This is a genomic window from Rahnella bonaserana (genome assembly GCF_019049675.1).
Taxonomy (GTDB): Bacteria; Pseudomonadota; Gammaproteobacteria; order Enterobacterales; family Enterobacteriaceae; genus Rahnella; species Rahnella bonaserana.
Genome location: NZ_JAFMOW010000063.1, coordinates 88232 through 115026 on the forward strand (window position 1 = coordinate 88232; position 26795 = coordinate 115026).

General features: G+C 53.3%; 23 protein-coding genes and 1 riboswitch. Of the genes, 9 read left to right on the forward strand and 14 right to left on the reverse strand.

The features are described from left to right. The first annotated feature begins 126 nt into the window (after positions 1 to 126). A complete protein-coding gene (locus tag J1778_RS13040; RefSeq protein ID WP_217173537.1) occupies positions 127 to 786 on the forward strand; it encodes a DedA family protein in 660 nt (219 codons plus the stop codon). A 32-nt stretch (positions 787 to 818) separates the two neighbouring features. On the opposite strand, the gene J1778_RS13045 is transcribed toward J1778_RS13040, so the two are convergent. Next, positions 819 to 1754: an AraC family transcriptional regulator gene (locus tag J1778_RS13045; RefSeq protein ID WP_217173538.1), complete on the reverse strand. Its 936-nt coding sequence runs from the start codon at positions 1752 to 1754 to the stop codon at positions 819 to 821. A gap of 306 nt (positions 1755 to 2060) precedes the next feature. Between J1778_RS13045 and ahr the strand changes: the two genes are divergently transcribed. Then, positions 2061 to 3125, forward strand: a complete 1065-nt coding sequence (gene ahr / locus J1778_RS13050; protein ID WP_217173539.1) for an NADPH-dependent aldehyde reductase Ahr — start codon at positions 2061 to 2063, stop codon at positions 3123 to 3125. 104 nt (positions 3126 to 3229) lie between these two features. Next, positions 3230 to 4054 (forward strand): 2,5-didehydrogluconate reductase DkgA, encoded by an 825-nt coding sequence (gene dkgA / locus J1778_RS13055; RefSeq protein ID WP_217173540.1) that lies wholly within the window; start codon positions 3230 to 3232, stop codon positions 4052 to 4054. 69 nt (positions 4055 to 4123) lie between these two features. On the opposite strand, the gene ftsP is transcribed toward dkgA, so the two are convergent. The 3 genes from ftsP to parC all read right to left on the reverse strand — a co-directional run bounded on the left by ftsP (position 4124) and on the right by parC (position 8923). Beyond that, positions 4124 to 5539 (reverse strand): cell division protein FtsP, encoded by a 1416-nt coding sequence (gene ftsP, locus J1778_RS13060; protein ID WP_217173541.1) that lies wholly within the window; start codon positions 5537 to 5539, stop codon positions 4124 to 4126. 154 nt (positions 5540 to 5693) lie between these two features. Continuing rightward, the gene (locus J1778_RS13065; RefSeq protein ID WP_217173542.1) at positions 5694 to 6431 is read right to left on the reverse strand and encodes a 1-acylglycerol-3-phosphate O-acyltransferase; all 738 of its coding nucleotides are present in this window, start codon (positions 6429 to 6431) and stop codon (positions 5694 to 5696) included. A 218-nt stretch (positions 6432 to 6649) separates the two neighbouring features. After that, entirely contained in the window at positions 6650 to 8923 is a 2274-nt protein-coding gene (gene parC / locus J1778_RS13070; protein ID WP_217173543.1) for a DNA topoisomerase IV subunit A, read from the reverse strand. Positions 8924 to 9246: 323 nt separating this feature from the next. Between parC and J1778_RS13075 the strand changes: the two genes are divergently transcribed. After that, positions 9247 to 9834 carry an NAD(P)H-dependent oxidoreductase gene (locus J1778_RS13075; RefSeq protein ID WP_112286708.1) on the forward strand — a complete coding sequence of 196 codons (588 nt, stop codon included), beginning with the start codon at positions 9247 to 9249 and terminating at the stop codon, positions 9832 to 9834. 30 nt (positions 9835 to 9864) lie between these two features. Then, positions 9865 to 10170, forward strand: a complete 306-nt coding sequence (locus J1778_RS13080; protein ID WP_217173544.1) for a putative quinol monooxygenase — start codon at positions 9865 to 9867, stop codon at positions 10168 to 10170. 100 nt (positions 10171 to 10270) lie between these two features. Here J1778_RS13080 and parE read toward each other — a convergent pair whose 3' ends face one another. The 5 genes from parE to nudF form a co-directional block, all read right to left on the reverse strand. Continuing rightward, positions 10271 to 12166 carry a DNA topoisomerase IV subunit B gene (parE, locus tag J1778_RS13085; protein ID WP_112286710.1) on the reverse strand — a complete coding sequence of 632 codons (1896 nt, stop codon included), beginning with the start codon at positions 12164 to 12166 and terminating at the stop codon, positions 10271 to 10273. Between the two features lie 115 nt (positions 12167 to 12281). Continuing rightward, positions 12282 to 12863 (reverse strand): esterase YqiA, encoded by a 582-nt coding sequence (yqiA, locus tag J1778_RS13090; RefSeq protein ID WP_217173545.1) that lies wholly within the window; start codon positions 12861 to 12863, stop codon positions 12282 to 12284. Continuing rightward, positions 12860 to 13690 carry a 3',5'-cyclic-AMP phosphodiesterase gene (gene cpdA, locus J1778_RS13095; protein WP_217173546.1) on the reverse strand — a complete coding sequence of 277 codons (831 nt, stop codon included), beginning with the start codon at positions 13688 to 13690 and terminating at the stop codon, positions 12860 to 12862. The genes yqiA and cpdA overlap by 4 nt, the downstream gene beginning before the upstream one ends. A 27-nt stretch (positions 13691 to 13717) precedes the next feature. Beyond that, complete coding sequence (locus J1778_RS13100; protein ID WP_217173547.1) at positions 13718 to 14143, reverse strand: DUF1249 family protein; 426 nt, start codon at positions 14141 to 14143, stop codon at positions 13718 to 13720. Further along, positions 14143 to 14775, reverse strand: a complete 633-nt coding sequence (nudF, locus tag J1778_RS13105) for an ADP-ribose diphosphatase (RefSeq protein WP_112286713.1) — start codon at positions 14773 to 14775, stop codon at positions 14143 to 14145. The genes J1778_RS13100 and nudF overlap by 1 nt, the downstream gene beginning before the upstream one ends. Positions 14776 to 14999: 224 nt before the next feature. Here nudF and tolC point away from each other — a divergent pair, with 224 nt between their 5' ends. From tolC to J1778_RS13120, 3 genes are all read left to right on the forward strand, one after another. Continuing rightward, entirely contained in the window at positions 15000 to 16499 is a 1500-nt protein-coding gene (tolC, locus tag J1778_RS13110; RefSeq protein WP_274388758.1) for an outer membrane channel protein TolC, read from the forward strand. Positions 16500 to 16684: 185 nt separating this feature from the next. Further along, positions 16685 to 17356: a DUF1190 family protein gene (locus J1778_RS13115; protein WP_217173549.1), complete on the forward strand. Its 672-nt coding sequence runs from the start codon at positions 16685 to 16687 to the stop codon at positions 17354 to 17356. Positions 17357 to 17365: 9 nt separating this feature from the next. Next, positions 17366 to 18526, forward strand: coding sequence for a glutathionylspermidine synthase family protein (locus J1778_RS13120; protein ID WP_217173550.1), 1161 nt, complete (start codon positions 17366 to 17368; stop codon positions 18524 to 18526). A gap of 52 nt (positions 18527 to 18578) precedes the next feature. Here the strand turns inward: J1778_RS13120 and ygiD are convergent, their stop codons facing one another. Then, complete coding sequence (gene ygiD / locus J1778_RS13125) at positions 18579 to 19367, reverse strand: 4,5-DOPA-extradiol-dioxygenase (protein ID WP_217173551.1); 789 nt, start codon at positions 19365 to 19367, stop codon at positions 18579 to 18581. Between the two features lie 237 nt (positions 19368 to 19604). After that, entirely contained in the window at positions 19605 to 20258 is a 654-nt protein-coding gene (gene ribB / locus J1778_RS13130) for a 3,4-dihydroxy-2-butanone-4-phosphate synthase (protein WP_217173552.1), read from the reverse strand. A gap of 134 nt (positions 20259 to 20392) precedes the next feature. Then, positions 20393 to 20568, reverse strand: a riboswitch (FMN riboswitch). Between the two features lie 132 nt (positions 20569 to 20700). Here ribB and ubiK point away from each other — a divergent pair. After that, positions 20701 to 20973 (forward strand): ubiquinone biosynthesis accessory factor UbiK, encoded by a 273-nt coding sequence (gene ubiK, locus J1778_RS13135; protein ID WP_112286719.1) that lies wholly within the window; start codon positions 20701 to 20703, stop codon positions 20971 to 20973. An 80-nt stretch (positions 20974 to 21053) separates the two neighbouring features. Here the strand turns inward: ubiK and yjeH are convergent, their stop codons facing one another. The 3 genes from yjeH to glnE form a co-directional block, all read right to left on the reverse strand. Then, positions 21054 to 22304: an L-methionine/branched-chain amino acid transporter gene (yjeH, locus tag J1778_RS13140; RefSeq protein WP_217173553.1), complete on the reverse strand. Its 1251-nt coding sequence runs from the start codon at positions 22302 to 22304 to the stop codon at positions 21054 to 21056. Positions 22305 to 22416: 112 nt separating this feature from the next. Continuing rightward, positions 22417 to 23844, reverse strand: a complete 1428-nt coding sequence (hldE, locus tag J1778_RS13145) for a bifunctional D-glycero-beta-D-manno-heptose-7-phosphate kinase/D-glycero-beta-D-manno-heptose 1-phosphate adenylyltransferase HldE (RefSeq protein WP_217173554.1) — start codon at positions 23842 to 23844, stop codon at positions 22417 to 22419. An 87-nt stretch (positions 23845 to 23931) separates the two neighbouring features. Next, positions 23932 to 26769: a bifunctional [glutamate--ammonia ligase]-adenylyl-L-tyrosine phosphorylase/[glutamate--ammonia-ligase] adenylyltransferase gene (glnE, locus tag J1778_RS13150; RefSeq protein ID WP_217173555.1), complete on the reverse strand. Its 2838-nt coding sequence runs from the start codon at positions 26767 to 26769 to the stop codon at positions 23932 to 23934. Positions 26770 to 26795: the final 26 nt, after the last annotated feature.

A 26795-nucleotide genomic window follows, 5' to 3' on the forward strand; every position in this document is an offset into this window, starting at 1 on the left:
TAGCTCCGGGTGACTGATGCCGGAGCCTTCTGTCTTTTTTACAGTGTCCTCAGATCAACATCTCCAACATCGATCCGCGTTACACTGGCAGGCGACAGTTTTTAATGAACAGAAACAGGACAGAATATGGCAGTGCTTTGCGACATTTTTCATGCGCTCTGGCAGCATGATTTCAGTATGCTCGCCGACCCGAATCTCCTCTGGGTCATTTATGCCGTCCTGTTTGCCACGCTGTTTCTTGAAAACGGCTTATTACCTGCGTCTTTCCTGCCCGGTGACAGCCTGCTGCTGCTGACCGGCGCGCTGATTGCCAAAGGCGTCATGAGCTTCGTTCCTACCCTGATTATTCTGGTGACGGCCGCGAGCCTCGGCTGCTGGCTGAGTTATATTCAGGGACGCTGGCTCGGCCACACCAAACTGGTCAAAGGCTGGCTGTTACAGCTTCCGGCGCATTATCACCAGCGTGCGCATCAGATGTTTATTCAGCACGGGCTGATGGCACTGCTGGTGGGTCGCTTTCTGGCTTTCGTGCGGACACTGTTACCGACAATGGCAGGGATTTCCGGCCTCAACAATGCCCGTTTCCAGTTCTTTAACTGGTTGAGCGCGATATTGTGGGTGGGTGTGGTGATTTCTCTGGGCTTCGCACTGAGCCACATTCCGATAGTGAAACGCCATGAAGATCAGGTCATGGCGGGACTGATGATTTTACCAGTTCTGTTGCTGGTCGTCGGTCTTGCTGGCGCAGTGCTGGTTATCTGGAAAAAACGGAAATGCCGCTTGTGAGCCCTTTCTGAAACCTTTCGCAACAGACCGGTTCAGGCCTTAAATGCCACGTCCGTTAACGCCAGCACACCGGAACTTCCTTCGCGCAGACGCGCCATCTCATCACTCGGCGTGACGCCAAAATAGCGTTTAAACTCCCGGCTGAACTGAGACGCGCTTTCATACCCGACCTGTAATGCCGCCACGCTGGCCTTCACGCCATCATAAATCATCAACGTACGCGCACGGTGCAGGCGATAGGTTTTGAGATACTGCAGCGGCGAGGTACTGGTTACGGCTTTGAAGTTATGGTGAAACGCCGAAATGCTCATGTTAACTTCACTGGCCAGGGTTTCCACGCTGAGATTGTCGGCGTACTGCGCCTCAATCCGGCGCAGGGATTTGGCAATCTGGCTGAAATGGGTATGACGGTTAACCAGCGCCTGGAGCGCGCCGCCATTCTCGCTGGTCAGAATAAAGAACAGGATTTCGCGGATAATTTTAGGCCCCAGAATGCGGGCGTGCAGCGGCTTATCCATCACATCCAGCAGGCGCTCTGTCGCACACAGAATATCGCCATCCAGCACGCCGGAGTTGATGCCTGTTGAGGATTCTTTCTGACGCACCACACTTTCATCGCCCATATCCATCAGCAAGTCCTGCAACATCAGGTTATCAATACTGATCTGGATACCGGCCAGCGGTTCTTCAGGGCTGCTGAAGGTTTCACATTCGAAAGGCAGCGGAACGGTCAGCATCAGGTAATTGTGCGGATCGTAAGAGAACGTTTTCTTGCCCAGATAACCGACTTTTCGCCCCTGAAAAAGGATCACAATGCCGGGATTGTACAGAACCGGCTGACGCGGATGGTAACGTGTGGTGTACATCAGCGTCACCTGCGGGACCGCTGATGGCACAAGATTTTTATCACCACTGAGTCGGGCGACTCTAGCCGCCATGCGGGCGCACAGACTGTCCACGTTTTCCATTATTTCGCTCCACATATTCACTAAACTGGCATTGATTCTGCCATAACCTCCCGTGTTCCTACAGAGACAAGCAGAAACAGGCAAGACTCTGGCAGAAATGGGCATCATGCCGCTGCCAATTTTCTCTTACAGTTAATGTCGCCTTCCGCCGGGGGATACACCTGCATAAATGCGATGAACTGCTAGTCTGTATGGACGCACTTTTCTTTCGCTGATCGTGAGCGACTTCCGGTCACCGATTCTTTTTTTCTGATAACTCCTTATTTCAATTCATTATTCGTCTAACCCGAAAGTTCGGAGGATTGTATGTCTGCACCTGTTGCTGCTGAAAATACCTTTAACGCCTGGGCCGCTGCCGGCCCGCACCAGCCGCTCGAAGCGTTTGCTTTCGACGCAGGGCCGATTGGCGATGAAGAAATTGAAGTCGCCATTGATTACTGCGGCGTCTGCCATTCGGATCTGTCGATGCTCAATAATGACTGGGGCATTACGCAGTATCCGTTTGTACCGGGCCATGAAGTGGTCGGAAAAATCGTCAAAATGGGTAATCATGCGCAGAACAAAGGGCTGAAAGTCGGCCAGATTGTGGGCGTAGGCTGGAACCGTGGCAGCTGTATGCACTGTCACCCCTGTATGTCCGGCGATCAGCACCTTTGTCATGACGTGGAAGCCACCATCATCGGCCATCACGGCGGCTTCGCGGACCGTATCCGCAGCCACTGGGCGTGGGCGATTCCGCTGCCGGAAGGCGTGGATATCACCAGCGCCGGTCCGTTGTTCTGCGGCGGGATCACCGTTTTTAACCCACTGTTGCAGTTTGGCGTGCTGCCGACTCACCGCGTCGGCGTGATCGGCATCGGTGGTTTAGGCCACATGGCGCTGCGCTTCCTGAATGCCTGGGGTTGTGAAGTCACTGCATTTACGTCCTCGCTGGCGAAACGTGACGAAGCCATATCACTCGGCGCGCACCGCGTTATCGCCACCCGTGACAGCGATGAACTGAAGAAAATCGCCGGCCAGCTGGACTTCATTATGGTTACCGCCAATGCCTCGCTGGACTGGGACGCCATTATCGGCGCGCTGGCACCGAAAGGCCGTCTGCACTTTGTCGGCGTTGTGCCGGAAGCGGTACCGCTGCATGTGATGGCGCTGATCAGCAAACAGGCTGAGGTTTCCGGTTCACCGACCGGTTCCCCTTCCCGTCTGGCTGACATGCTGGCGTTCTGCGCCCGTCATGACATCACGCCGCAGGTTGAGCACTTCCCGCTGAGCAAAATCAATGATGCCGTGGAGCACCTGCACGAAGGGAAAGCACGCTATCGCGTGGTACTGGATATGAACGCTCAGGCAACTTCCCTGTCTAAAAAATAAGTAGCCTGCTCAGCAAGATGCCGTTTCGTTAACTAGACTTAACGTCAATCCCTACATGGTGCCCGTGCATTCCGGCGGGCACTCTGCCCTGAAAGGAGAAACTCATGGCAACGCAACCCATCATCAAACTTCACGATGGCAATCTGATGCCTCAGTTAGGACTTGGCGTATGGAAAGCCAGTAATCAGGAAGCCACCAGCGCGGTGAAAACAGCGATCGAAACCGGTTATCGTCATATTGATACCGCCGCCATCTACAAAAATGAGGAAGGCGTCGGCGAAGCGATTGCTGCCAATCTGGTGCCTCGCGAAGAGCTGTTTATCACCACCAAACTGTGGAATGACGATCAGTTAAATGCGCCAAAAGCGCTGGAAGCCAGCCTTAAAAAGCTGAGAACCGATTATGTCGATCTGTATCTGATCCACTGGCCGCAGCCGGCACAGGGGCATTATGTGGATGCCTGGAAAGCCCTGCTGAAGCTGAAGGAGCAAGGTCTGGCGAAAAGCGTCGGCGTGTGTAATTTTCCGCTGCAACATTTGCAGAAGCTGAAAGATGAAACCGGCATTTTCCCTGTCGTGAATCAGATTGAGCTTCACCCGCTGATGCAACAGCGCCAGCTGCACGCCTGGAATGCTACGCACACTATCGCCACCGAATCCTGGAGCCCGCTGGCACAGGGCGGCGAAGGCGTGTTTGATCAGCCCCTCATCCAGAAACTGGCAGAAAAATATGACAAGACGCCTGCTCAGATTGTTATCCGCTGGCACCTGGATAATGGTCTGATTGTGATCCCGAAATCGGTGACGCCAAAACGCATACGCGAGAATTTCGACGTGTTTGATTTTAAACTGGAGAAGGAAGAACTGGCGGAAGTCACCAAGCTGGATAAAGAGCATCGTCTGGGCCCGGATCCGGAAAAAGGTGTGTAAGGCTTTTACTCACACTAAGCCATAAACAAAAACCCGCCGAAAGCGGGTTTTTTATTGCGCGATGTAAGCTTACATCGAAGGCTGCACCAGCATATTAGCCGCAGAACCGCGATCGGCCAGTTCCAGCGCGCCACTGCGGTAAACAAACGGGAAGTGCTCATATGAAGGCTGATTGAAATACACCAGCAGTTCCACATCACCATCAACCCACACCGTGTCTTTGAAGCCGGCATCTTCCACCAGTGGCGCTGCGCCATTGACGCTTTTCACCAGGAAGGACACCCCTTCAACATGGAACGTCTGCGGCATATCCGCATGCACCGTCCAGCGTTCCCACGTGCCTTGTTGCGCCGTGAGATCGATACGGTTGATATCCCAAAGCGCGCCGTTAATGCCCGGCTCACTGTCGCCCAGGCGCAGGTCACGGGTACGGACGACGTTTCCGGTCAGGATCTGATCGGCCAGCAAACGCATCGGCAGATTATCCGTCACCAGCGGCAGCAGGCCGGTGGGTTTCAGCGTCAGCACGATGGTAGAAACCAGAATGCTTGAAGGTTCGAACAGGCCGCGCAGTCTGTCCATCACGCCCGCGGCTTCACCGGCAGTAATCGACACTTCCTCGCCCTGCGACATATCCACCAGCACTTCGCGGCGTTCGCCAGGCCCGAGCGACAGACGTTTTACCGTCATTGGCGCAGGCAGGAAACCCAAATCGGAACCGACAACGTGGAATGCACGGTTATCGGTCATGCTCAGTTCATAACGGCGCGCATTCGAGGCGTTGAGTAAACGCAGACGCACCCAGCCACGCGAAACTTCAACGAACGGGCTTTGCACGCCATTCACCAGCATGGTATCGCCAAAGAATCCGCCGGAAGCCGGTGTGTCGTACTGCGGCACGCCGAACCCGTCCAGACGCTTGTCCTGAATGATGATCGGGAAATCATCCACGCCGTAATGATTCGGTAACGGAAGATTCTTGCTGACTTCGTCCTCAACAATCCACATCCCCGCTAAACCGTTATAAACGTGCGGTGCCATGCGGTTCGGGGTATTCGCGTGATACCAGCAGGTCGCCGCCGCCTGACGAATAGGCAATACCGGAGACCAGTCAACGCCCGGTTGCATCAGACGCGCGGCGCCACCGGTTAAGGTACCCGGTTCAAGCAGACCGCTGACGGTCATTGAAACAGGTTCTGCCAGACGGTTGCTGTAAATCAGTTTGACGTCATCACCGCTGTGTACTTTGACCGTCGGGCCAAGATACATGCCATTGATGCCCCAGACCGGCGCTTTGGCGCCTCCCAGGAATGACCAGTGGGCAGCCTGCAAAGTCAGAAACAAGGGTTGTCCGCGACGCGATTCGAGCAACGGCGGAACAGGCAATACAGGTTGCGAACCACTCGCTTCTGCTTTTAATGGCAGAGCACCTGCGGCAAGAGCCACGCCGGAGGCTTGCAGGAACGAGCGACGACTGAGTGACATATCTTCTCCATGAAAACAAAATCAGGAACTGTGTTAAGCCACCGCCATCAATGGCAGCGGGAAGAATCCCCGTCATCATTCAGGCTGCAGGTGCGCTGGCTTGTTCGGGTCGCCTTCCTGCAGCTCGAATTATGTAGTGGATTTATAAATACTATTATTTTTTTGCGGCGGCTTCGCGCTGTGCCACTTCGGCATCCAGCTCGGCGATTTTGTCCGCCATGATCTGACGGCAATGCTCCGACAATTCACGCAGGCGGTCTTTGGTATAACCGCTGGTGTCGATTGGCGGCAGCATTTCAACAATCACCAGACCGTTTGACCAGCGATTTAACTTCACCTTGTTACTGGTGTTGGATACGCAAATCGGCACAATCGGCACGCCGGCAGCAATGGCAGCATGAAAAGCGCCGGTTTTGAATGGCATCAGGCCACGGCCACGGCTGCGGGTCCCTTCCGGGAACATCCAGATCGACAGATTCTTTTTCTTAATCTGGGTCACCACCTGAGAAATGGTACCGTGCGCTTTGGCGCGATTATCACGATCAATCAGCAGGTTGCCGGTCAGCCAGTAAAGCTGACCAAAGAACGGGATCCAGGCCAGGCTTTTCTTGCCGACGGTCACCGTTCTTGGCATGACGACGGATGAAGCCGTCACCATGTCATAATTGTTCTGATGGTTGGCAATATAAATACAGTTGCCGTTATTCACTGCTTCCGCAGGAATACGTTTTTCAACACGAAGGCCAAATACCGGTGCCAGATGACCAAACAGCTTACCGAAAGTCGACACATGTTTCGGGTTCCGCGGACTGAAAAGACAATAAATACAACCAAAAACAGAGACCAGAATCGAGTAAACCACCACGATAATCAGACGCAAAATAAATAACATAACATCCTCTTAAAACTACAGCCGAAGCCGGTAAGAAACCTGTGCAGTTTCGCTCCCTGTGAGGTGAACTATTCTCAAGCCTCCTTCAGCAGGGCACAACGGTTTTATTGATACAAATGTAAAATCTTTGCACTGCACAACAGTCTCAGGCCGCTGCATACCCCTCAAACGATTTCAGGGCACAAATGTGCCCTGTCTGTTAAGAAGTTACAGCCATTTTATTCTTCGCTGTCACCACCACCGGTGCGCACAGGCGCATCGACTTCAACCCGATCGATACGTTGCAGTCCGCGTGGGAGAAGGGTTCCCTTGCGGCCACGTTCAGCACGGAATTTCTGCAAATCTTCCGGACGCAGAACCAGCTTACGTTTACCCACGTGCAGCGTAATTGACGTTTGCGGTGGCAACACCAGCAGCCATTGTAGTTTATCTTCACCACTTGCTGCTTGTGCAGATGGGATTGAAACAATTTTGTTACCTTTGCCTTTCGACAACTGAGGCAAATCAGCCACCGGGAACATCAGCATCCGGCCTGCGGCAGTAATTGACAGCAACATATCATCGTCGCCATGCAACTCCATTGGCGGGAACGCTTTCGCATTTTCCGGCAAGGTGATCATCGCTTTACCGGCACGGTTACGCGCCACTAAATCGTTGAAGGTACAAACGAAACCGTAACCGGCATCGGAAGCCATCAGTAACTTCTGATCGTCGGCAGCCATCAGCACATGTTCAATAGTCGCACCCGGCGGCGGCGTCAGTTTACCGGTCAGGGGTTCACCCTGACCGCGCGCCGATGGCAACGTGGTCGGATCGAGCGCATAACTGCGCCCGGTGGAGTCCATAAACACCACCGGCTGATTACTCTTGCCTTTCGCTGCGGCACGGAAACTGTCACCCGCTTTATAGCTCAGACCGGAAGCATCAATGTCATGACCTTTAGCACTGCGCACCCAGCCTGATTCGGACAACACAATTGTTACCGGCTCAGACGGGATGAAATCGTGCTCGCTCATCGCCTTAGCTTCTTCACGCTCAGTGATTGGCGAACGACGCTCGTCACCGAAGGCTTCAGCATCAGCCTGAATTTCTTTGCGGATAAGCGTGCTCAGTTTGCGTTCAGATCCCAGCAGTGCCTGCAGCTGATCGCGCTCTTTCGCCAGTTCATCCTGCTCACCGCGAATCTTGGTTTCTTCGAGTTTCGCCAAATGACGTAATTTCAACTCGAGAATAGCTTCTGCCTGAGTATCTGACAGCGCGAAACGCTGCATCAGCACCGGTTTCGGCTCGTCTTCGCTGCGGATGATGTGAATAACTTCATCGATATTGAGGAACGCCGTCAGCAAACCTTCGAGGATATGCAGGCGTTTCAGGACTTTATCAAGACGGTAGTTCAGACGACGGCGTACTGTATCGCGACGATAAACCAGCCATTCCGTCAGAATTTCCAGCAACCCTTTCACCTGCGGACGGTGATCGAGGCCGATCATATTCATGTTGATGCGGTAGCTGCGTTCCAGATCGGTGGTCGCGAACAGGTGATTCATTACCTGATCCAGATCGATACGATTAGAGCGCGGAACCACCACCAGACGCGTCGGATTCTCGTGATCGGATTCGTCACGCAGATCTTCAACCATCGGCAGCTTTTTGGCACGCATCTGGTTGGCAATTTGCTCCAGCACTTTCGCACCGGAGACCTGATGAGGCAAAGCGGTGATCACCGCGCTGCCGTCTTCTTTGTGCCAGACCGCACGCATACGCACCGAGCCTTTGCCCGATTCGTACATTTTGCGGATTTCATTGCGTGGCGTAATGATTTCGGCTTCGGTCGGGAAATCTGGCCCCTGAACGAATTCCAGCAAATCTTCCAGCGAACTGTTCGGTTTTTCCAGCAATGCGACCGCAGCGGCAGCCACTTCACGGATGTTATGCGGCGGAATATCCGTCGCCATCCCGACGGCAATGCCGGTCGTGCCGTTGAGCAGAATATTCGGCAGACGCGCAGGCAGCATTTTCGGCTCCTGCATGGTGCCGTCAAAGTTCGGGACGTAATCAACCGTCCCCTGCCCTAATTCACGTAACAGAACGTCGGCATATTTTGACAGGCGCGATTCGGTATAACGCATCGCAGCGAAGGATTTCGGATCATCCGGCGCCCCCCAGTTCCCCTGCCCGTCTACCAGCGGATAACGGTAGGAGAACGGCTGTGCCATCAGCACCATCGCCTCATAACAGGCGCTGTCGCCGTGCGGATGGTATTTACCCAGCACGTCACCGACGGTACGTGCGGATTTTTTGAATTTGGCGTTATTACTCAGACCCAGCTCGGACATCGCATAAATAATACGACGCTGTACCGGCTTGAGCCCGTCACCGATAAACGGCAGCGCGCGGTCCATGATGACGTACATGGAATAGTTGAGATAGGCGTTCTCAGTAAACGTGTGCAGGGCTAAACGCTCTGTTCCGTCATGAGTCATTTCGCTCATTGATGTTTAATCCTCAGACCCGTGGCGTTATCGTTTTGGAAATTAAGGAAGCTTGCACCCGCTGGCGCACTGAGGCGACTTTCGCAGGGCAATGATGTTCGCGATAGTACATCATCTGCCGTATGGCTGTCACAGTTGCTGTGTTTATGCCTTCTTTTTAAACAGTTATTCCCCGATAAAATGGCTAAATTGCCGTGCTGTTTCTTCCATTATTGCATCTGAGTCAATAGTCTTGTGCGCTATATCACATTTTTCTGCGGGGCAGAGTTAAGTACACTATGTGGTAACAGCCTGACCACCAGAATTCAATTTAAGGGAAATCCATGAGCAATATCCTGATCATCAACGCTGGCAAAACATTTGCCCACTCAAAAGGCGCGCTGAACAACAGCCTGACCGAAGTCGCCACCAGCTTCCTGCGTGACAAAGGCCACGACGTGCGTGTAACCGTGCTGGAAGACGGTTATGACGTGCAAACTGAAATCGAAAGCTATCTGTGGGCCGACGCCATCATTTATCAGCAACCGGGCTGGTGGATGGGCATGCCGTGGACGCTGAAAAAATACATCGATGAAGTGTTCACTGAAGGTCACGGCAAACTGTACGCCAGCGACGGTCGAACCCGTTCTGATGAATCGAAAAAATACGGTTCCGGCGGCCTGCTGCATGGCAAATGCTACATGCTTTCCGTGACCTGGAACGCGCCTCTGGAAGCGTTCGAAGATAAGGAACAGTTCTTCCACGGCGTCGGCGTTGACGGCGTTTATCTGGCGCAGCACAAAGCCAACCAGTTTATCGGCCTCGACACGCTGCCGACCTTTATGTGTAACGACGTGATTAAACAGCCAGATGTGGAAGGTGATTTTGCGCGCTACCGTGCTCACCTTGAAAATGTATTCGGTCAGGCTTAAGGTTTAAGGTCACCCGGGAAAGAGGTTTTTATGATCACTGTTATAGCTGAAATCAAAGTAAAACCAGGCCGTCGCGATTCGGTTATGGAAAAAATCACCGCCCTGCTGCCGGACGTTCTGGCTGAAAAGGGTTGTCACCGTTACGAGCCTTACATTGATTTCAACGGTCAGATCCCGTGGCGTAAAACGGTACCTGATTCCATCTTTATGCTGGAAGACTGGGAAAGCCTGGCGCATCTCGAAGCGCATCAGCAGGCTGAACATATGGATAAGCACCGCGAAAATATCAAAGCCGACGTGCTGGATGTGGTGATCCATATTATTGAGAAAGCGTGATTTTCTGACGATTTTCTAAAACATCGATTTTCAGAAACAAAAATGCCGGAGCGATAAAGCGTCCGGCATTTTTTTTATGGGTGCAGCGAAAAGAAAAGGATCAGACGTCCAGTTCGGCAGTGTCGCCTTTTTCCTGCAACCAGTTACGGCGATCTTCAGAACGCTTCTTCGCCAGCAACATATCCATCATGCGCAACGTCTGATCGATATCCTCTTCATCGATAGTCAGCTGCACCAGACGACGTGTATTCGGATCCAGTGTGGTTTCGCGCAGCTGAAGCGGGTTCATTTCACCCAGACCTTTAAAGCGCTGTACGTTCGGTTTGCCTTTCTTGCGTTTCAGCTGATCCAGCACGCCTTCTTTTTCCTGCTCATCCAGCGCATAGAATACTTCTTTGCCGAGATCGATACGGTACAAAGGCGGCATCGCCACATACACATGGCCGCCACGCACCAGGGACCGGAAGTGACGGACAAACAGCGCGCACAATAAAGTCGCGATGTGTAAGCCGTCGGAGTCCGCATCCGCAAGGATACAGATTTTTCCGTAACGCAGCTGGGTCAGATCTTCGCTGTCCGGATCAATACCGATCGCCACGGAAATGTCGTGCACTTCCTGCGAGGCCAGTACTTCATCGGAAGAAACTTCCCACGTATTTAAGATCTTACCTTTGAGCGGCATGATCGCCTGATATTCACGATCGCGTGCCTGTTTGGCAGAGCCCCCCGCGGAATCCCCTTCCACCAGGAACAGTTCGGTCATATTCAGATCCTGCGACGTACAGTCCGCCAGTTTGCCCGGCAGCGCAGGGCCACTGGTCAGTTTTTTACGCACGACTTTTTTCGCCGCACGCAGACGACGCTGAGCGCTGGAAATGCACAGTTCAGCCAGCTGTTCTGCCGCCTGAACGTTCTGGTTCAGCCACAGACTGAAGGCATCTTTCACCACGCCGGAAACAAACGCCGCACACTGGCGCGAAGACAGACGTTCTTTGGTCTGACCGGCGAATTGCGGATCCTGCATTTTTACTGACAGCACATAGGCACAGCGTTCCCAGATATCTTCAGCAGACAGCTTCACGCCGCGCGGCAGGATATTGCGGAACTCGCAGAACTCACGCATGGCGTCGAGCAGCCCCTGACGCAGACCGTTAACATGCGTACCGCCCTGCATTGTCGGGATCAGGTTGACATAGCTTTCGGTCAGCAGTTCGCCGCCTTCCGGCAGCCACAACAGCGCCCAGTCTACGGCTTCAGTATCACCGGCAAAATTACCGACAAAGGCTTTTTCAGGCAGAGTGATCAGGCCGTTGACTGCTTCCATCAGGTAGTCCGTCAGACCGTCTTCATAACACCAGCGTTGCTCGGTATTATTCACTTTGTCTTTGAACAGAATTTCTACGCCAGGACACAGTACGGCTTTGGCTTTCAGCAAATGGCTGAGGCGGCTGACCGAAAAACGCGGGCTGTCGAAGAAGCTGCCATCTGGCCAGAAATGGACACTGGTTCCGGTATTGCGTTTACCGCAGGTGCCGGTGACGTGCAAATCCTGCACTTTATCGCCGTTTTCAAACGCCATTTCATACACTTCGCCGCCGCGTTTTACCGCCACTTCGACGCGTTTAGATAAGGCATTGACCACAGAGATCCCAACACCGTGCAGGCCGCCGGAGAACTGGTAGTTTTTATTCGAGAATTTACCGCCTGCGTGCAGACGGCAGAAAATCAGTTCAACTGCCGGGACGCCTTCTTCGGCGTGGATATCCACCGGCATACCACGGCCATCATCGATGACTTCAAGTGACTGGTCTTCATGCAGGATCACTTCGATGCGTTTCGCGTGACCGGCTAATGCCTCATCCACACTGTTATCAATAACTTCCTGGCCGAGATGGTTTGGCCGGGTGGTATCGGTATACATGCCCGGACGGCGGCGCACCGGTTCGAGTCCGCTGAGGACCTCTATGGAATCCGCGTTATAAGTTGATTGGCTCATCGTTGATTATTCGTGGCTCATAGGTTTGTGGGCTAACGATACAGTATTTGGGCGGGTATCAGCACTGGCAGCAAGCAGACGCAATTAATCCGGGGATAAAATCACCCTGACGATGTTAGTCTGCGGCCAGCTCAAGGAAATCTACAATCGGCGAAAAATAACGCTCAAAGCCGACAAATGCATGATTTCCTTCGGGTTCGACCGTCTGGCGACAGGTGGTGTAATACGCCACAGCCTGACGGTAATCGAGAATTTCATCGCCCGTTTGCTGCAGCAACCAGAGTAAATCCGGTGACTCCAGCGGTTCGACCTGCATCACTTTCAGATCGTAAACGTGGCGTGACTCTAACACATATTGTTGTCCGGTGTAGGGGTTCTCGTTTTGCCCGAGGAAGTCGATCAGCAGCTCATACGGCTTCACCGCAGGGTTCACTACCACTGCAGGCACGGCAAAACATTGCGACAACCAGGTGGCGTAATAGCCGCCCAGCGACGAGCCGACAATCCCCAATTTTTTACCCGCATTCTGAATAACCAGCGTTTCAAGTTGCTCTGCGGCATCCGCCGGATAAGGCGGAAGTTGCGGGATAATCATATCAATATGAGGATGATTAACCGCCAGCCAGTTTTTTAACGACGTGGCTTTTGCTGAGTTTGGCGAACTGTTGAATCCGTGCAGGTAAAGTAAGGTGTTCATTCGTAGCCGTCCGACTCCGTGTCAGGATGAAACTCGCTGGTTTCTAGACGGAAGACTTCAGTCTCCACGCGGCCATCCGGATACAAATCGAGATAGCGCCAGCCCGGCGCAACAGTATCAATTGTAAAATTGGTGCAATGCGGTTTGAACTGCACACAGGTCGACGGCGTCGCGTAAAGACGACGGCCATACCAGTCGAGATCCAGTTCCTGATGAATATGTCCGCACAAAAGCGTATTCACTTTCGGGTAATTCACCAGCGTGTTCGCCAGCATATGCGCATTGCGCAGGCTGTGCTGATCCAGCCACGTACAGCCGGAAGGCAGCGGATGATGATGGAGCATCAGCAACGTAAAACGATCCGGATAAGCATCCAGGCAGCGCACCAGCCATTCCAGCTGATATTCGCTGAGTTCGCCGTGAGGCACGCCGAAAACCTGCGTATCGAGCAGGACAATCTGCCAGTGTTCGCCGAGGAGAACATGCTTTGAAGGGCTAATACCCGCATCCTGCAGTGCATTGACCATCGCTGGCTGGAAATCATGGTTGCCCGGCAGCCAGACGCAAGGCGCAGTCAGTTCGCAGATGCCGCGGGCAAACTGATGGTAGGCTTCCACGGACTGATCCTGAGCCAGATCACCGGTTGCAGCAATAATATCGACTTCGCGCTGCTGGGCTTTGATAGCGTCCAGCACTGCGCGATAGCTGTTAAACGTATTCACGCCTAACAACGTTTCATCTTCGCCAGCAAAGAGATGGGTATCAGTAATCTGTAGAATCCTGACTTTGGCCCCATTCACCAAAGGCAGTGTAAACAGGCTTTCCAAATCGTTTCCTTTGTTGTTGAAGTCTGTCTAACAAACCGGAATTGCCATCGCTCCATGCGCAAGGCAATAACGCAGCCAGTCCGCAAGGAACTGGTTAATTTGATGCTTTTCATCACGCTGATGCAACTTTTTATTCGGGTAATCATAGCGTGCTTTGAAACGAAATATCTGCTGACTTGCACACACTTCAGCCACCATCGCATCGTGATACAGGCGAACGGTGAGCGAAGGCAGACTCCAGTAACTGACAGCCGGCGCTGTCTGTTTGATTTCTACCAGCGAGGTATAACGCGTTGATTCGAGGATTGTCAGGCAATACGTCGCGCTACTCACCCGATATGTCACGGTTTCACCAGGCTCATCGGTGCGTGGCATTAAACGGCGCAATTGTGCAAAATTGGTTTCGCACAATCTCATCATTTCAGGGAAATCAGGGGTATAGCGCTTAATCATTAGTTGGCCCACTCTTTTCTCAGGGATTCATGGTGCAGCTGCAGCCATTGCAGGGCAATCACTGACGCCGCATTGTCTATCGCTCCTTCTTCCACCCAGCGGTAAGCCTGTTCGCGGCTGACCACATGTACCCGGATGTCTTCATTCTCTGCTTCCAGACCGTGAATTCCTTCTGCCGTCGTGGCATCGACTTCACCGACCATAATGGAAAGACGCTCGCTGGTTCCGCCCGGACTTGCCAGGTAATTCAGAGCCGGTTTGCAGCGCTTCACCACAATGTTCGCTTCCTCGAGTGCTTCGCGGCGGGCGACATCTTCGACTGTCTCGCCCTCTTCAATGATACCGGCGACCATCTCCAGAAGCCAAGGGGTATCACTGGAATCCAGTGCGGGGATACGGATCTGTTCAATCAGCACCACTTCATCCCGTTGCGGATCATAAGGTAAGAGGACTGCCGCATGTCCGCGCTCGAAAACTTCGCGCACAACTTCACCGCTCATTTCCCCATTAAACAGCCGATGGCGAAACCGATATGCAATAATAGAAAAAAAACCTTTATATCGCGTCTCACGTGCAATAATTTCTACATCATCTTTGCCGAAAGTAACCGGTGACCGTTTAAATGAAGACATGGAATGTTTCCTTAATGCCTCTTAAAGGTAATTTATCGCCCTTTGAGGTCAATTTGATGAAAATGCGTTAATAATAATCAAGGTTGTTTGTGATAGATTTAGGCTCATTCAGTCGGGAAGGCACGTTAAGCCAACCGCCCCGCTAGCCTGACTCTGCTAGAATCCGCGTCTATTGGTATTTTGACTGCGCCACCATACATAACAACATTGCTGCACAACAAGGAATGCAAATGAAGAAACTGCTCCCCCTTCTCATCGGACTCAGCCTGGGCGGCTTCAGTACGATAAGCCAGGCCGAAAACCTGATGCAGGTCTATCAGCAAGCCAGGATAAGTAACCCGGACCTGCGCAAATCTGCTGCTGACCGGGATGCTGCATTCGAAAAAATCAACGAAAGCCGCAGTCCTTTATTACCGCAACTCGGATTGGGTGCGGATTATGGATATACCAATGGCTACCGTGATGCCAATGGCGTTAACAGCGATGTTGGCAGCGCCAGCCTGCAATTAACGCAGACCATTTTCGATATGTCAAAATGGCGCGCCCTGACTTTGCAGGAAAAAACTGCCGGTATTCAGGATGTGTCATATCAGACTGATCAGCAATCATTGATCCTGAATTCCGCGACGGCTTATTTCAACGTTTTGAGTGCGATCGATTCACTCTCTTATACCGAAGCGCAGAAACAGGCAATTTACCGCCAGTTAGATCAAACCACTCAGCGTTTTAACGTGGGTCTGGTGGCGATTACCGATGTGCAGAACGCCCGTTCACAATACGACACCGTATTGGCTAACGAAGTGACTGCCCGTAATAACCTGGATAACGCACTGGAATCCCTGCGTCAGGTGACCGGTATGTATTATCCGCAACTGTCTTCCCTGAATGTCGACAACTTCAACACTACGCGTCCGCAACCGGTCGCGACGCTGTTGAAAGAAGCAGAAAGCCGCAACCTGAGCTTGCTGTCTGCGCGTCTGTCACAGGATCTGGCACGTGAGCAAATCCGTTATGCGGAAACCGGCCACATGCCAACGGTGGATCTGACGGCCTCTACCGGCATCAGCAACACCAAGTATCACGGCGACAAAACCGGTGGTTCTTCAAGCTACCAGGATGCCGATGCGGGCCAGAACAAAATTGGTCTGAGCTTCTCCCTGCCACTGTACAGCGGCGGTTCTGTGACCTCTCAGGTCAAACAAGCTCAGTACAACTTCGTGGGCGCCAGCGAACAACTGGAAAGCGCGCATCGCAGCGTTGTTCAGACCGTTCGTTCTTCCTTCAACAACATCTCTGCCTCAATCAGCAGCATCAACGCGTACAAACAAGCCGTTGTTTCTGCTCAGAGTTCTTTAGATGCGATGGAAGCCGGCTATCAGGTGGGTACACGTACCATCGTTGATGTGCTGGATGCGACCACCACGCTGTATAACGCCAAACAACAGCTTTCCAGCGCACGTTACACGTACCTGATCAACCAGCTGAACATCAAATCAGCGCTGGGTACACTGAACGAAAGCGACCTGCTGGCACTGAACGGTGCTCTGGGCAAACCGGTTCCGACAGCGCCTGATCAGGTTGCGCCGGAAACGCCAGACCAGGATGCCGCGGCAGACGGGTACGGTAACAAAACCGCAGCTGCACCTGCACCACGCGCTCAGCAAGCCAGTGCAAAGACCTCTGCTAACAACACCAGGAAAAGCGGCAATCCTTTCCAGAACTGATCCTGAAAAGTCCCCCGAATTTCCACTAAGGCAGCCTGAAAAGGCTGCTTTTTTTTGCCTGTATCACGCCGCTCTGTAAAGTCTCGTAACAATTGCCTGTCGCTGCTTTAACATTAACCAACTTTCCCCTATTCTTAGGCCCTACTGGGAAAGGGCGAAAAAGCCCTACACATGGGATAAGAACGATGAAACGGACACAAAAAGTTAACTTAGCTACCTTCCGTAAATCATGGCGTAGCTCTCGAATCACTCCTGTCGCTCTGGCAGTCAGTGCAGTCTTTATGCTGGCCGGCTGCGAGAAAACCGACGAAACAGTTTCTCTGTATCAGAATGCGGACGACTGCTCGAAAGCCAATCCGTCTGGCAGCGCGCAATGTGTCGCCGCTTATGATGCTGCTAAACAGGAAGCCGCAAAAACCGCGCCAAAATATGCCAGCCGTGAAGACTGTATCGCTGAGTTTGGCGAAGGCCAGTGTACGCAGGCGCCGGCGCAGGCGGGCGTGGCCTCGGCTGAAAACCAGAGCAGCGGTGGCAGCATGTGGATGCCACTGATGGCCGGTTACATGATGGGACGCATGATGAGCGGCGGCGGCTACGCGCAGCAGCCTCTGTTCAGTTCAAAAAATCCGGCCAGCCCGGCGAACGGCAAATTCGTCGATGCGACCGGTAAAAACTACGGCCCAGCCACTGCCGGCGGACGTACCATGAACGTACCGAGAACAGCGATGGCGCCAAAACCTGCCGTCACTAATACCATCACCCGTGGCGGTTTCGGCGACAGCGTAGCCAAGCAAACCTCGATGCAGCGCAGCTCTTCCGCAGCGACACGCAGCCCTGGCCGCAGCATGGGTGGCTAAGAGAATCAGATGAAACGTTTAGCCATTAATGAGCGTCCGGACTGGCGCGAAAAAGCCACGGAGTTTGGCTTCAATTTTCACACCATGTATGGCGAGCCGTACTGGTGTGAAGATGCGTATTACCAGTTCACACTGGCGCAGATTGAAGAGATCGAAGACGCCACCGCTGACATTCACCAGATGTGCCTGAAAGTGGTTGAGCGTGTGGTGAACGACGACAAACTGATGGCCAAATTCCAGATCCCAAAACACGTCTGGGAATTTGTCCGCAGCTCATGGCGCACGCAACAACCTTCGCTGTATTCACGTCTGGATCTGGCCTATGACGGTGTGAATCCACCTAAGCTGCTGGAAAATAACGCCGATACGCCGACCTCTCTGTATGAAGCGGCTTTCTTCCAGTGGCTGTGGCTGGAAGATCAAATCGCGGCTGGCAACCTGACTCAGGAAGCTGACCAGTACAACAGTTTGCAGGAAAAGCTGATCGAGCGTTTTGCTGAACTGAAAAATCAGCACGGTTTTTCGCTGCTGCATATCGCCTGCTGCCAGGACACCGAAGAAGATCGCGGTACCGTGCAATATTTGCAGGACTGCGCGCTGGAAGCTGAACTGGCCAGTGAATTCCTGTTCATTGAGGAAATTGGTCTGGGCGAACGCGGACAATTCACTGACACACAGGATCAGGTAATTTCTAACCTGTTCAAGCTGTATCCGTGGGAATTTATGTTCCGCGAAGTGTTTGCCACCAAGCTGGAAGATGCCGGTGTGCGCTGGCTGGAACCAGCCTGGAAAGCAATTCTGTCGAATAAAGCCCTGCTTCCGTTACTGTGGGAAATGTTCCCGGACCACCCGAATCTGTTGCCGGCTTATTTTGCTGAAGACCCGCATCCGGAACTGGATCACTACGTGGTGAAACCGCTGTTTTCACGCGAAGGCGCTAACATCAAAGTGATCGAAAAAGGTCAGGAAGTGGCGAGCGTTGAAGGCCCGTATGGCGCGGAAGGCATGATTGTACAGCAGTTCCATCCGCTGCCGGTGTTTGAAGGCAGCTATACCCTGATCGGCAGCTGGCTGGTCAACGATCAGCCTTGTGGGATCGGCATCCGTGAGGACAAAGCGCTGATCACGCAGGATCTGTCACGTTTTTATCCGCATACCATCGTCGGATAAAAAAACTAAAAAAGGATAATGAGAGCTTTCATTATCCTTTTTATTCACCGGACTACCCAACCTGAACGGAAAGCATAGAAAGCGATCCCATCACGATCCCGTCCGTTGGCTGTGTGATCGGCTCTGCACCATCCCACGCACCTAAAACATACAGCAATGGCAGATAGTGATCCGGAGATGGATTCGATAACGCGCCACCCTCATGTTCCATAAACTTCACCAGAGGATGATCTTTCGCCTCGCCCTTCCAGCTCAGGTTATCTTTCACATATTTCTCAAACGCAATCGCCCACGGATACGGCTCGCCATTACCGTCCCATTTCACCATGCGCAGGTTATGCACCACGTTGCCGCTGGCGACGATCATCACGCCTTCGTCACGTAAAACTGCCAGTTTCTGACCTAACTCATAGTGATATTCCGGCGGCTGTGTGCCATCGATACTCAGCTGGATAACCGGGATATCGGCATCCGGATACATCTTGATCAGTACGCCCCAGGTACCGTGATCAAAACCCCACTCGCTGGTGTCAGCCATCACATTCACTGGGCTGAGCAATTCCTGAACCCGTTTCGCCAGATCCGGTGAACCCGGTGCCGGATAACGCTTATCAAAAAGCGCCTGCGGGAAACCGCCAAAATCGTGAATGGTGCGCGGGTTTTCCATCGCGGTCACCGCTGTTCCGCGGGTAAACCAGTGAGCAGAAACCGCCAGAATCGCTTTTGGCCGTGGTAATGATTCACCCAGCGCATGCCAGGCACGGGTATAAGTGTTGTCTTCCAGCACGTTCATCGGGCTGCCGTGGCCTAAGAAAAGTGCGGGCATACGTTGAGTCGTCATCATAAATTCCTTACCGCAAATAGAGTGGGCGGGCTGAAAAGCAGCCTCCGCGTAATGTCATTACGGTACTCTTTTTGATTACGGGTTACAGCCGGATAACCATGAAGGAGATGTTCAATAAATTTGATGAGACAAATCAAAAGAAGAAGGCGGGAAATTACGCTAAAGACAAATTGCAGGATTCAAAAGCAAAAGGCCGCATTAGCGGCCTTTCTGTTACGCACGATCGGTGTTCATTCAGCTTGCCTGACGGGTCTGCGCCTGACGATAGGCCACCAGATCGGCGATGGTCACTACCGGCATATTATGCTGACGGGCAAAAACAATCACTTCCGGCGCGTGTGCCATGGTGCCATCGTCATTGGTCAGTTCACACAGCACACCAAAAGGCTTGAGCCCCGCCAGTGTCGCCAGATCGATAGATGCTTCTGTGTGACCACCGCGGGTCAGCACGCCACCGGCCTGCGCACGCAGCGGGAAGATATGCCCAGGGCGGTTCAGGTCAGAAGGTTTCGCGCCGTCTTTGATGGCCGCACGGATAGTGGTGATGCGGTCAGCAGCTGAAACGCCTGTGGTCACGCCTTCAGCCGCTTCAATAGTCACGGTAAATGGCGTCTGGAACGGGCTGGAGTTGTTCTCAACCATCATTGGCAAATCCAGCTTTTTACGGCTGTCTTCGTTCATGGTGAGGCACACAATTCCGCTGCCGTGACGAATGGTCAGCGCCATTTGCTCAACGGTCATGTTTTCAGCGGCAAAGATTAAATCGCCTTCGTTTTCACGATCTTCGTCATCCAGAACTAACACACCAACACCGTTACGCATGGCGTCAAGAGCACGCTCAACACGTTCAGCTGATGTACCGAATTCGGAAAGTAGGGTCTGATTCATGGTAAAAATAACCTCATGTTCTGTATGTGGATTACCAGAATCAGGGCGTCTTGAGGAGGCTAGCTGCGGCAGCCGCATGGCGTGCTACAGTTATAAAAAATAACGCAGCGGACAATACTGTGCCCGGCTTGAATCGTTACTCTCTCCCATCCGGACTTTAACCGTCGGCCCCGGAATCACACCGGATCTGCTGACCTCTAACCCCGAAGGATTGAGCGCTCGCGGGCTTCCACATGGAAGGGATTATGATCCTTCCGATATTCCGTGGTTTACCGCCGGTGGGGACTTTCACCCCGCCCTGAGAATAAGCAAACCAACTATAGCGCCAATAAATGTACAGGGCAATCCTGCGGATTGGCCAATTAGTGCCCCTGAAGGTTTATAGAAACGGCGTCAGCGATTACACTAAGGAAAAGCACCTCCTTCGAGAAAAGGAATAATCATGATTGACCCGAAAAAAATTGAACAAATTGCCCGCCAGGTTCACGAATCTATGCCTAAAGGGATCCGTGAGTTTGGTGAAGATGCCGAAAAGAAAATCCGCCAGGTATTACAGGCGCAGTTCAGCCGTATGGATTTAGTCAATCGCGAAGAGTTTGACGTGCAGACACAAGTTTTACTGCGCACCCGCGAAAAACTGGCCGTACTGGAACAACGTCTGGCAGCGCTGGAAGGCAAACAAGCTGAAGCGGAAAAACCGCAAGATCCGGCCTGATTTGCATCCATCATGCGGATTGCAGAAGTAGAAAAAGAAAAGGCCTGCTGAGCAGGCCTTTTTGCTGTGTACGGTCCGGCTTACGGCGTATTGAGTAACGTTTTAGCGCGGGGCAATAACAGCGAAAGCGCAGCAAATACCACGACTGCATACAACGCTTTCCAGCCGACCATCGCCAGTAATCCGCAGCACAACACGGCGCCCAGCATCGCCATCCATTTTGAACGTCCTTTCAGGATCCGCGTACCCGCCAGCATACAGAGCAGATATATCAGGATGAAAATACCGTTGGCGTAAGTGATTAACGCACCCAAAGGCAGATGCAGCCAGTAAATCAGCAGGGTGAACAACATACAGCTGCCGACCACCAGATTAAGCGCCGCGACCGGCACCTGCTGAGAAGAAAGCTGCGCCAGCTTACTTTGCGGTTTGAGCTGAGCCTGCGACCACACCAGCCGGGCGAAACTTTGTGTATAAATATTCACGCTGGCAAAACACGCCAGATAGCCAATGATGCAGGCCACCCATAGCGCTTTTTGTCCGAATAATTGCACAACGATCCCCGGCAATGACGCGCCCGCTTCCCGCCCTTCTCCCCAGGCATGGAATTTCAGCACGGCGACCGTACAACCCCAGTAAACTGCGCCCGCCACCAGCATACCAATCAGTAAAGCACGTGGAAAATCCCGCTCAGGATTGCGGAATTCTGTCGCCAGATGGGCAAACGCTTCCAGACCGACAAAACACCAGAACATCACTGCCAGCGCGTCAAAGAGGTTTGCGGGTGAAACGTCACGCATTGCAGGTAACGGAATGTCAGGCAGGGAAATCCCCCCTTTCCACCAGATAGCAATCACCAGCGCGATAACCAGCAGAGCGATAAGCGTTTGGATATTGGCGCTCGAACCGGCGCTGCGTGTACCGAGAAACCAGATAACCAGCAACGTGCCGAGCTGAACCAGCAGAAGATTCTCACTGTTCCAGCCAAATGCCGCCTGCCAGAAACCGGCAGCAATATGCAACGCCGCGGGTAAACCCACCGGGATAACCGACAGGAACAGCCAGCCGGTGACGCGGGCCATATGTGGCCCGAAGGCTTTACCAACAAAATGCGCCGCCCCGCCTGCGCTGGGGAAATGGCGTCCGAGTGCGGCGAAACCGATAGCAATAGGAAACACCAGCAGGATCAGCAACGGCCATGCCCACAGGCTGTCATTTTGTGCCAGCTGCGCCGCCAGCGCAGGTACCGCGAAAACACCCGTGCCGAGCAATGAGGTTGATAGCAGCCCGACGCCCTGCGCCAGACTCAGTTCCTGTTTTAATCCGCTCACAACGTTAATCCGCTCACAGCAAAGTCACTTCTGCTTTGCGTTATTGAAGACACAATCAAAAAGAAAAAGGGCTTATCAGATAAGCCCTTCCTGTAAACAGCTGGGGTGAAAATCAGTCCTGTGCTTTGATCTGATTGATGATTTTGGTGGTAGACAAACCATCTTCAAAATTCAGCACACGCACTTCACCGCCATTAGCCCAGACTTCCTGACAACCGGCGATTTGCTCAGGCTTATAGTCTCCGCCTTTCACCAGCAGATCAGGCAAGATCCCGGCGATCAAACGCTGCGGGGTGTCTTCATCAAAAGAAACCACCCAGTCAACGGCACCCAGTGCGCCCAGCACGATCATGCGGTTTTGCAGCGCATTCACCGGACGGGTTTCGCCTTTAAGGCGTTTGGTCGAGGCATCACTGTTGACCGCAACGATCAGACGGTCGCCGAGTTTGCGGGCATTCGCCAGATAAGAGACATGTCCCGCGTGGAGGATGTCAAAGATGCCATTGGTCATTACGACTTTTTCGCCGCGCTGACGCGCCATCGCCACCGCCGCTTTCAGCTGCTCTTCATTCATCACGCCAAAACCGACGTCTGAACGCCCGCCGATGGCGTTTTCCAGCTCAACCGGAGAAACGGTAGACGTACCGAGTTTACCGACCACCACACCGGCAGCGGCGTTCGCCAGGAAGCAGGATTCTTCCAGCGTATTACCGGCGGCCAGAGCCGCAGCCAGCGTACCGATCACCGTGTCACCGGCACCGGTCACGTCATACACTTCCTGCGCCTGCGTTGGCATATGGAAAGGCGCTTTGCCTGGCTGCAACAGCGTCATACCGTGTTCAGAACGTGTCACCAGCAATGCAGACAACTCGAAATCAGCAATCAGCTTCATACCGCGCGTGACAATTTCATCTTCGTTTTTGCAACGACCGACGACAGCCTCGAATTCGGACAGATTCGGCGTCAGCAACGTCGCACCGCGATAGCGTTCAAAATCAGAACCTTTAGGATCCACCAGTACCGGTACACCGGCTTTTCTCGCCAGCTGGATCATTTTCTGCACTTCAGTCAGTGCGCCTTTGGCGTAGTCAGAAAGCACCAGCGCGCCACTTTGCGGCAAGGCTTGTTCAATTTTGGTCAGCATCGGCTGGAGATCTACGCCTTCAAAACCTTCTTCAAAGTCGAGGCGGATCAGCTGCTGGTTACGGGACAATATACGCAATTTGGTGATGGTCGGATGCGAGGGCAACGCCACGAAATCGCAGTTTACTTTCACTTCCGCCAGACGTTCGCTCAGCGCACGTGCCGCGTCATCCACGCCGGTCAGGCCAATCAGACGTGAAGAAGCACCGAGAGACGAAATGTTCATCGCCACGTTTGCCGCGCCGCCTGGACGTTCCTCGATAGTATTCACCTTCACGACCGGTACCGGCGCTTCCGGAGAAATACGGTTGGTCGGGCCATACCAGTAGCGGTCTAACATTACGTCACCGACCACCAGCACGCCGGCACGGTGGAAATCAGGCAAAGTCACTTTCATCCCAAGACTCCAAAACAGATAAATCAAATCGGGTAAACTTAATGCGCCGGATAATATCACAAGCGCCTGTTACCCGAATAAAAACCCTCAGCCCAGCCAGTTCGCCCAGCTGGCGCGGATTTGTGCGCGTTCTGCCGCAAAGCTGTCTGCGGCCACTTTTCCGCTGTGTTCCTGTAAAGCGAGGTGATGAATTTCGTCGCGCAGCGTGACATAAGCCTGCGTCAGATTTCGTGCCTCTTCTTCCGACATGATGTCGTGTTGCGCCATCAGCTCGAATATCCTCACATTATCGGACCAGCGGGTCAGCTTTGGCTCACCGTGAGCAAAGCGTAAGACCAGATATTGTGCAATGAATTCAATATCGGTGATGCCACCCGGATCGGCTTTCAGATCAAACTGGTCAGCCTTTTTACTGCCCAGGTGTGCATACATTTTCTCGCGCATCTCGCGCACTTCTTTGCGCAGCCCTTCGTCGTCACGCTGGCGACATAAAATATCGCGGCGCGTGGCGTTAAATTGCTGCGTCAGTTGCGGATCGCCGTAAACCACGCGAGCGCGTACCAGCGCCTGATGTTCCCACGTCCAGGCTTCATTGGCCTGATAATCCGCGAAAGCCTCAATGGTGCTGACCAGCATGCCGGATGCGCCTGAAGGCCGCAGCCGCGCATCAACTTCATACAAAATGCCGGACGACGTGCGCGTGCTGAACAAATGCATAATGCGTTGCGCCAGCCGCAGATAAAACTGACGCCCGTCGATGACGCGCTCGCCGTCGGTCATGACTTCCGGCGCGCAATCGAGCAGAAAGACCAGATCCAGATCGGAACTGTAACCCAGCTCCCAGCCGCCAAGTTTGCCGTAACCAATGACGGCAAAACCACGGCCTTCACGGTGCTGAAGATGCGTCGGCTGACCGTATTTCGCGACCATTTGTTCCCACGCCTGCTGCACCACGACGTCCAGAATGGCTTCGGCGAGATAGGTTAAATGGTCACTGACCTTCATCACCGGCAGCGCCCCGGAAATATCTCCGGCGGCAATGCGCAGGTGCTGCGCCTGCTTAAACTGCCGCACCGCTTCAAGCTGCTGCTCTTCATCTTCTGTCGGCACACGCATCAGATACTGACGCAGTTCATCGCGATAGGCAGTCAGTTCGATCGGATGATACAACGTGCGCGGATCGAGCAGTTCATCGAGCAATAAAGGATGGCGGGCAAGTTGGTTCGCGACCATCGGTGATGCCGCACACAGGCGGATTAACTGCTTGAGCGCGCCGGGATATTCCACCAGCAGCTCGATATAAGTGGTGCGCGTGACAATATTGAGCAGCAGTTGCATCAGGCGCTGAAGTGTCACGTCGGCATTTTTATAGGTACACACCTGCGCCAGCAATCGTGGCATCAGTAAATCCAGTTGCTCGCGTCCGCGTGGTCCGATGGTGCGCTTATCGACATCACGACGAAACTCGGCAATCTGATTTAAAACATGACGCTGCGCGTTTTCATCAAGCAGAGGAACCAGAGGTGCCAGTTCGGCAGGTTCCAGCAGATCAATCCATAAACTGCTGAACTGAGCCTGTTGCTGATCGTCCTCAGAGTCAGGCGTGTCATCGCCAATCAGATCGTTAAACACCGCACGCACGGCCTGCATGTGAGCATTCACCGCATCCAGAAGCTGTGGCCAGCCTGCGTAATCCATCCCCCAGGCCAGACGCGCCTGATTCAGTTCATCGGAAGGCAAAGTCTGTGTTTGTTCATCGGAAATTGCCTGCAGCAGGTTTTCCAGGCGACGCAGGAACAGATAACTGGTGCGCAGTTGCAGCACCTGCTCGACCGGCAGGATGCTCAGATTCTCCAGCGCCTGCAACGTCGGCAGCAACGCACGCTGCTGCAATGCCGGTTCACGCCCGCCGCGGATAAGCTGGAAGACCTGCACAATAAATTCAATCTCGCGGATGCCGCCTGCGCCAAGTTTAATGTTGTCTTTCAACCCCCGGCGGCGGACTTCACGGGCGATCATCCCTTTCATATTACGCAGGGACTGGATCACGCTGAAATCGATGTAACGGCGGAACACAAAAGGCATCAGCATTTTGCGCAATTCCTGACTGCTGATATCTTCCGCGCCGCCCATCAGCCGCGCTTTCACCATCGCGTAACGTTCCCAGTCGCGTCCCTGCTCCTGATAATAATCTTCCAGCGCCGGGAAACTCATCACCAGCGGGCCGCTGTCACCAAACGGACGCAGACGCATATCAACACGGTAAACAAAACCGTCGATGGTTGGCTGATCCAGCGCCTTGATCAGCCGCTGTCCAAGGCGGGTGAAGAACTGGGCATTATCCAGTTCGCGCCGCCCGCCGCGGGTCTGACCGTTTTCCGGATAGGCAAAAATCAGGTCGATATCGGAGGAGAAATTCAGCTCCCCCCCGCCAAGTTTTCCCATCCCGAGGATCAGCATTCTTTGCGGCTCGCCGGCAGCATTGACCGGCGTACCAAACTCGCGGCAGCAGGCGTCGTAAAGCCAGTCGCGGGCACTGACGATCAGCAGTTCAGCCAGTTCACTCAGTTGATGAAGGGTATCTTTTGCTTCGCTGGTCTGTGCAGATTGCGACCAGGCGATACGGGTGAGAATACGGCGACGGAACAGCCGCAGTGCTTTCATCAGCCCGTTTTCATCCGTCACACCGGTCAGTGCCTCTTCCAGCCATGGACGATAAAGCTGCCATTCCTGGGACTGAGGCGGGGTTTCCTTGATTTCATGCCACCACTGCGGAAACGCCAGCAAGCTGTCTGCGACAAATTCACTGCTGGTTAATACGGCCAGCTGTTGATCATCGGGAAGCGGGAGGTTTTCAGGATGTTCACGCCAGCGCTCAATCAGACTCTGAGCATGACTTTGCAAAACAGAAGAGAGTGGCAACATGAAATCAGATTCCTTGCAAAAAAAAG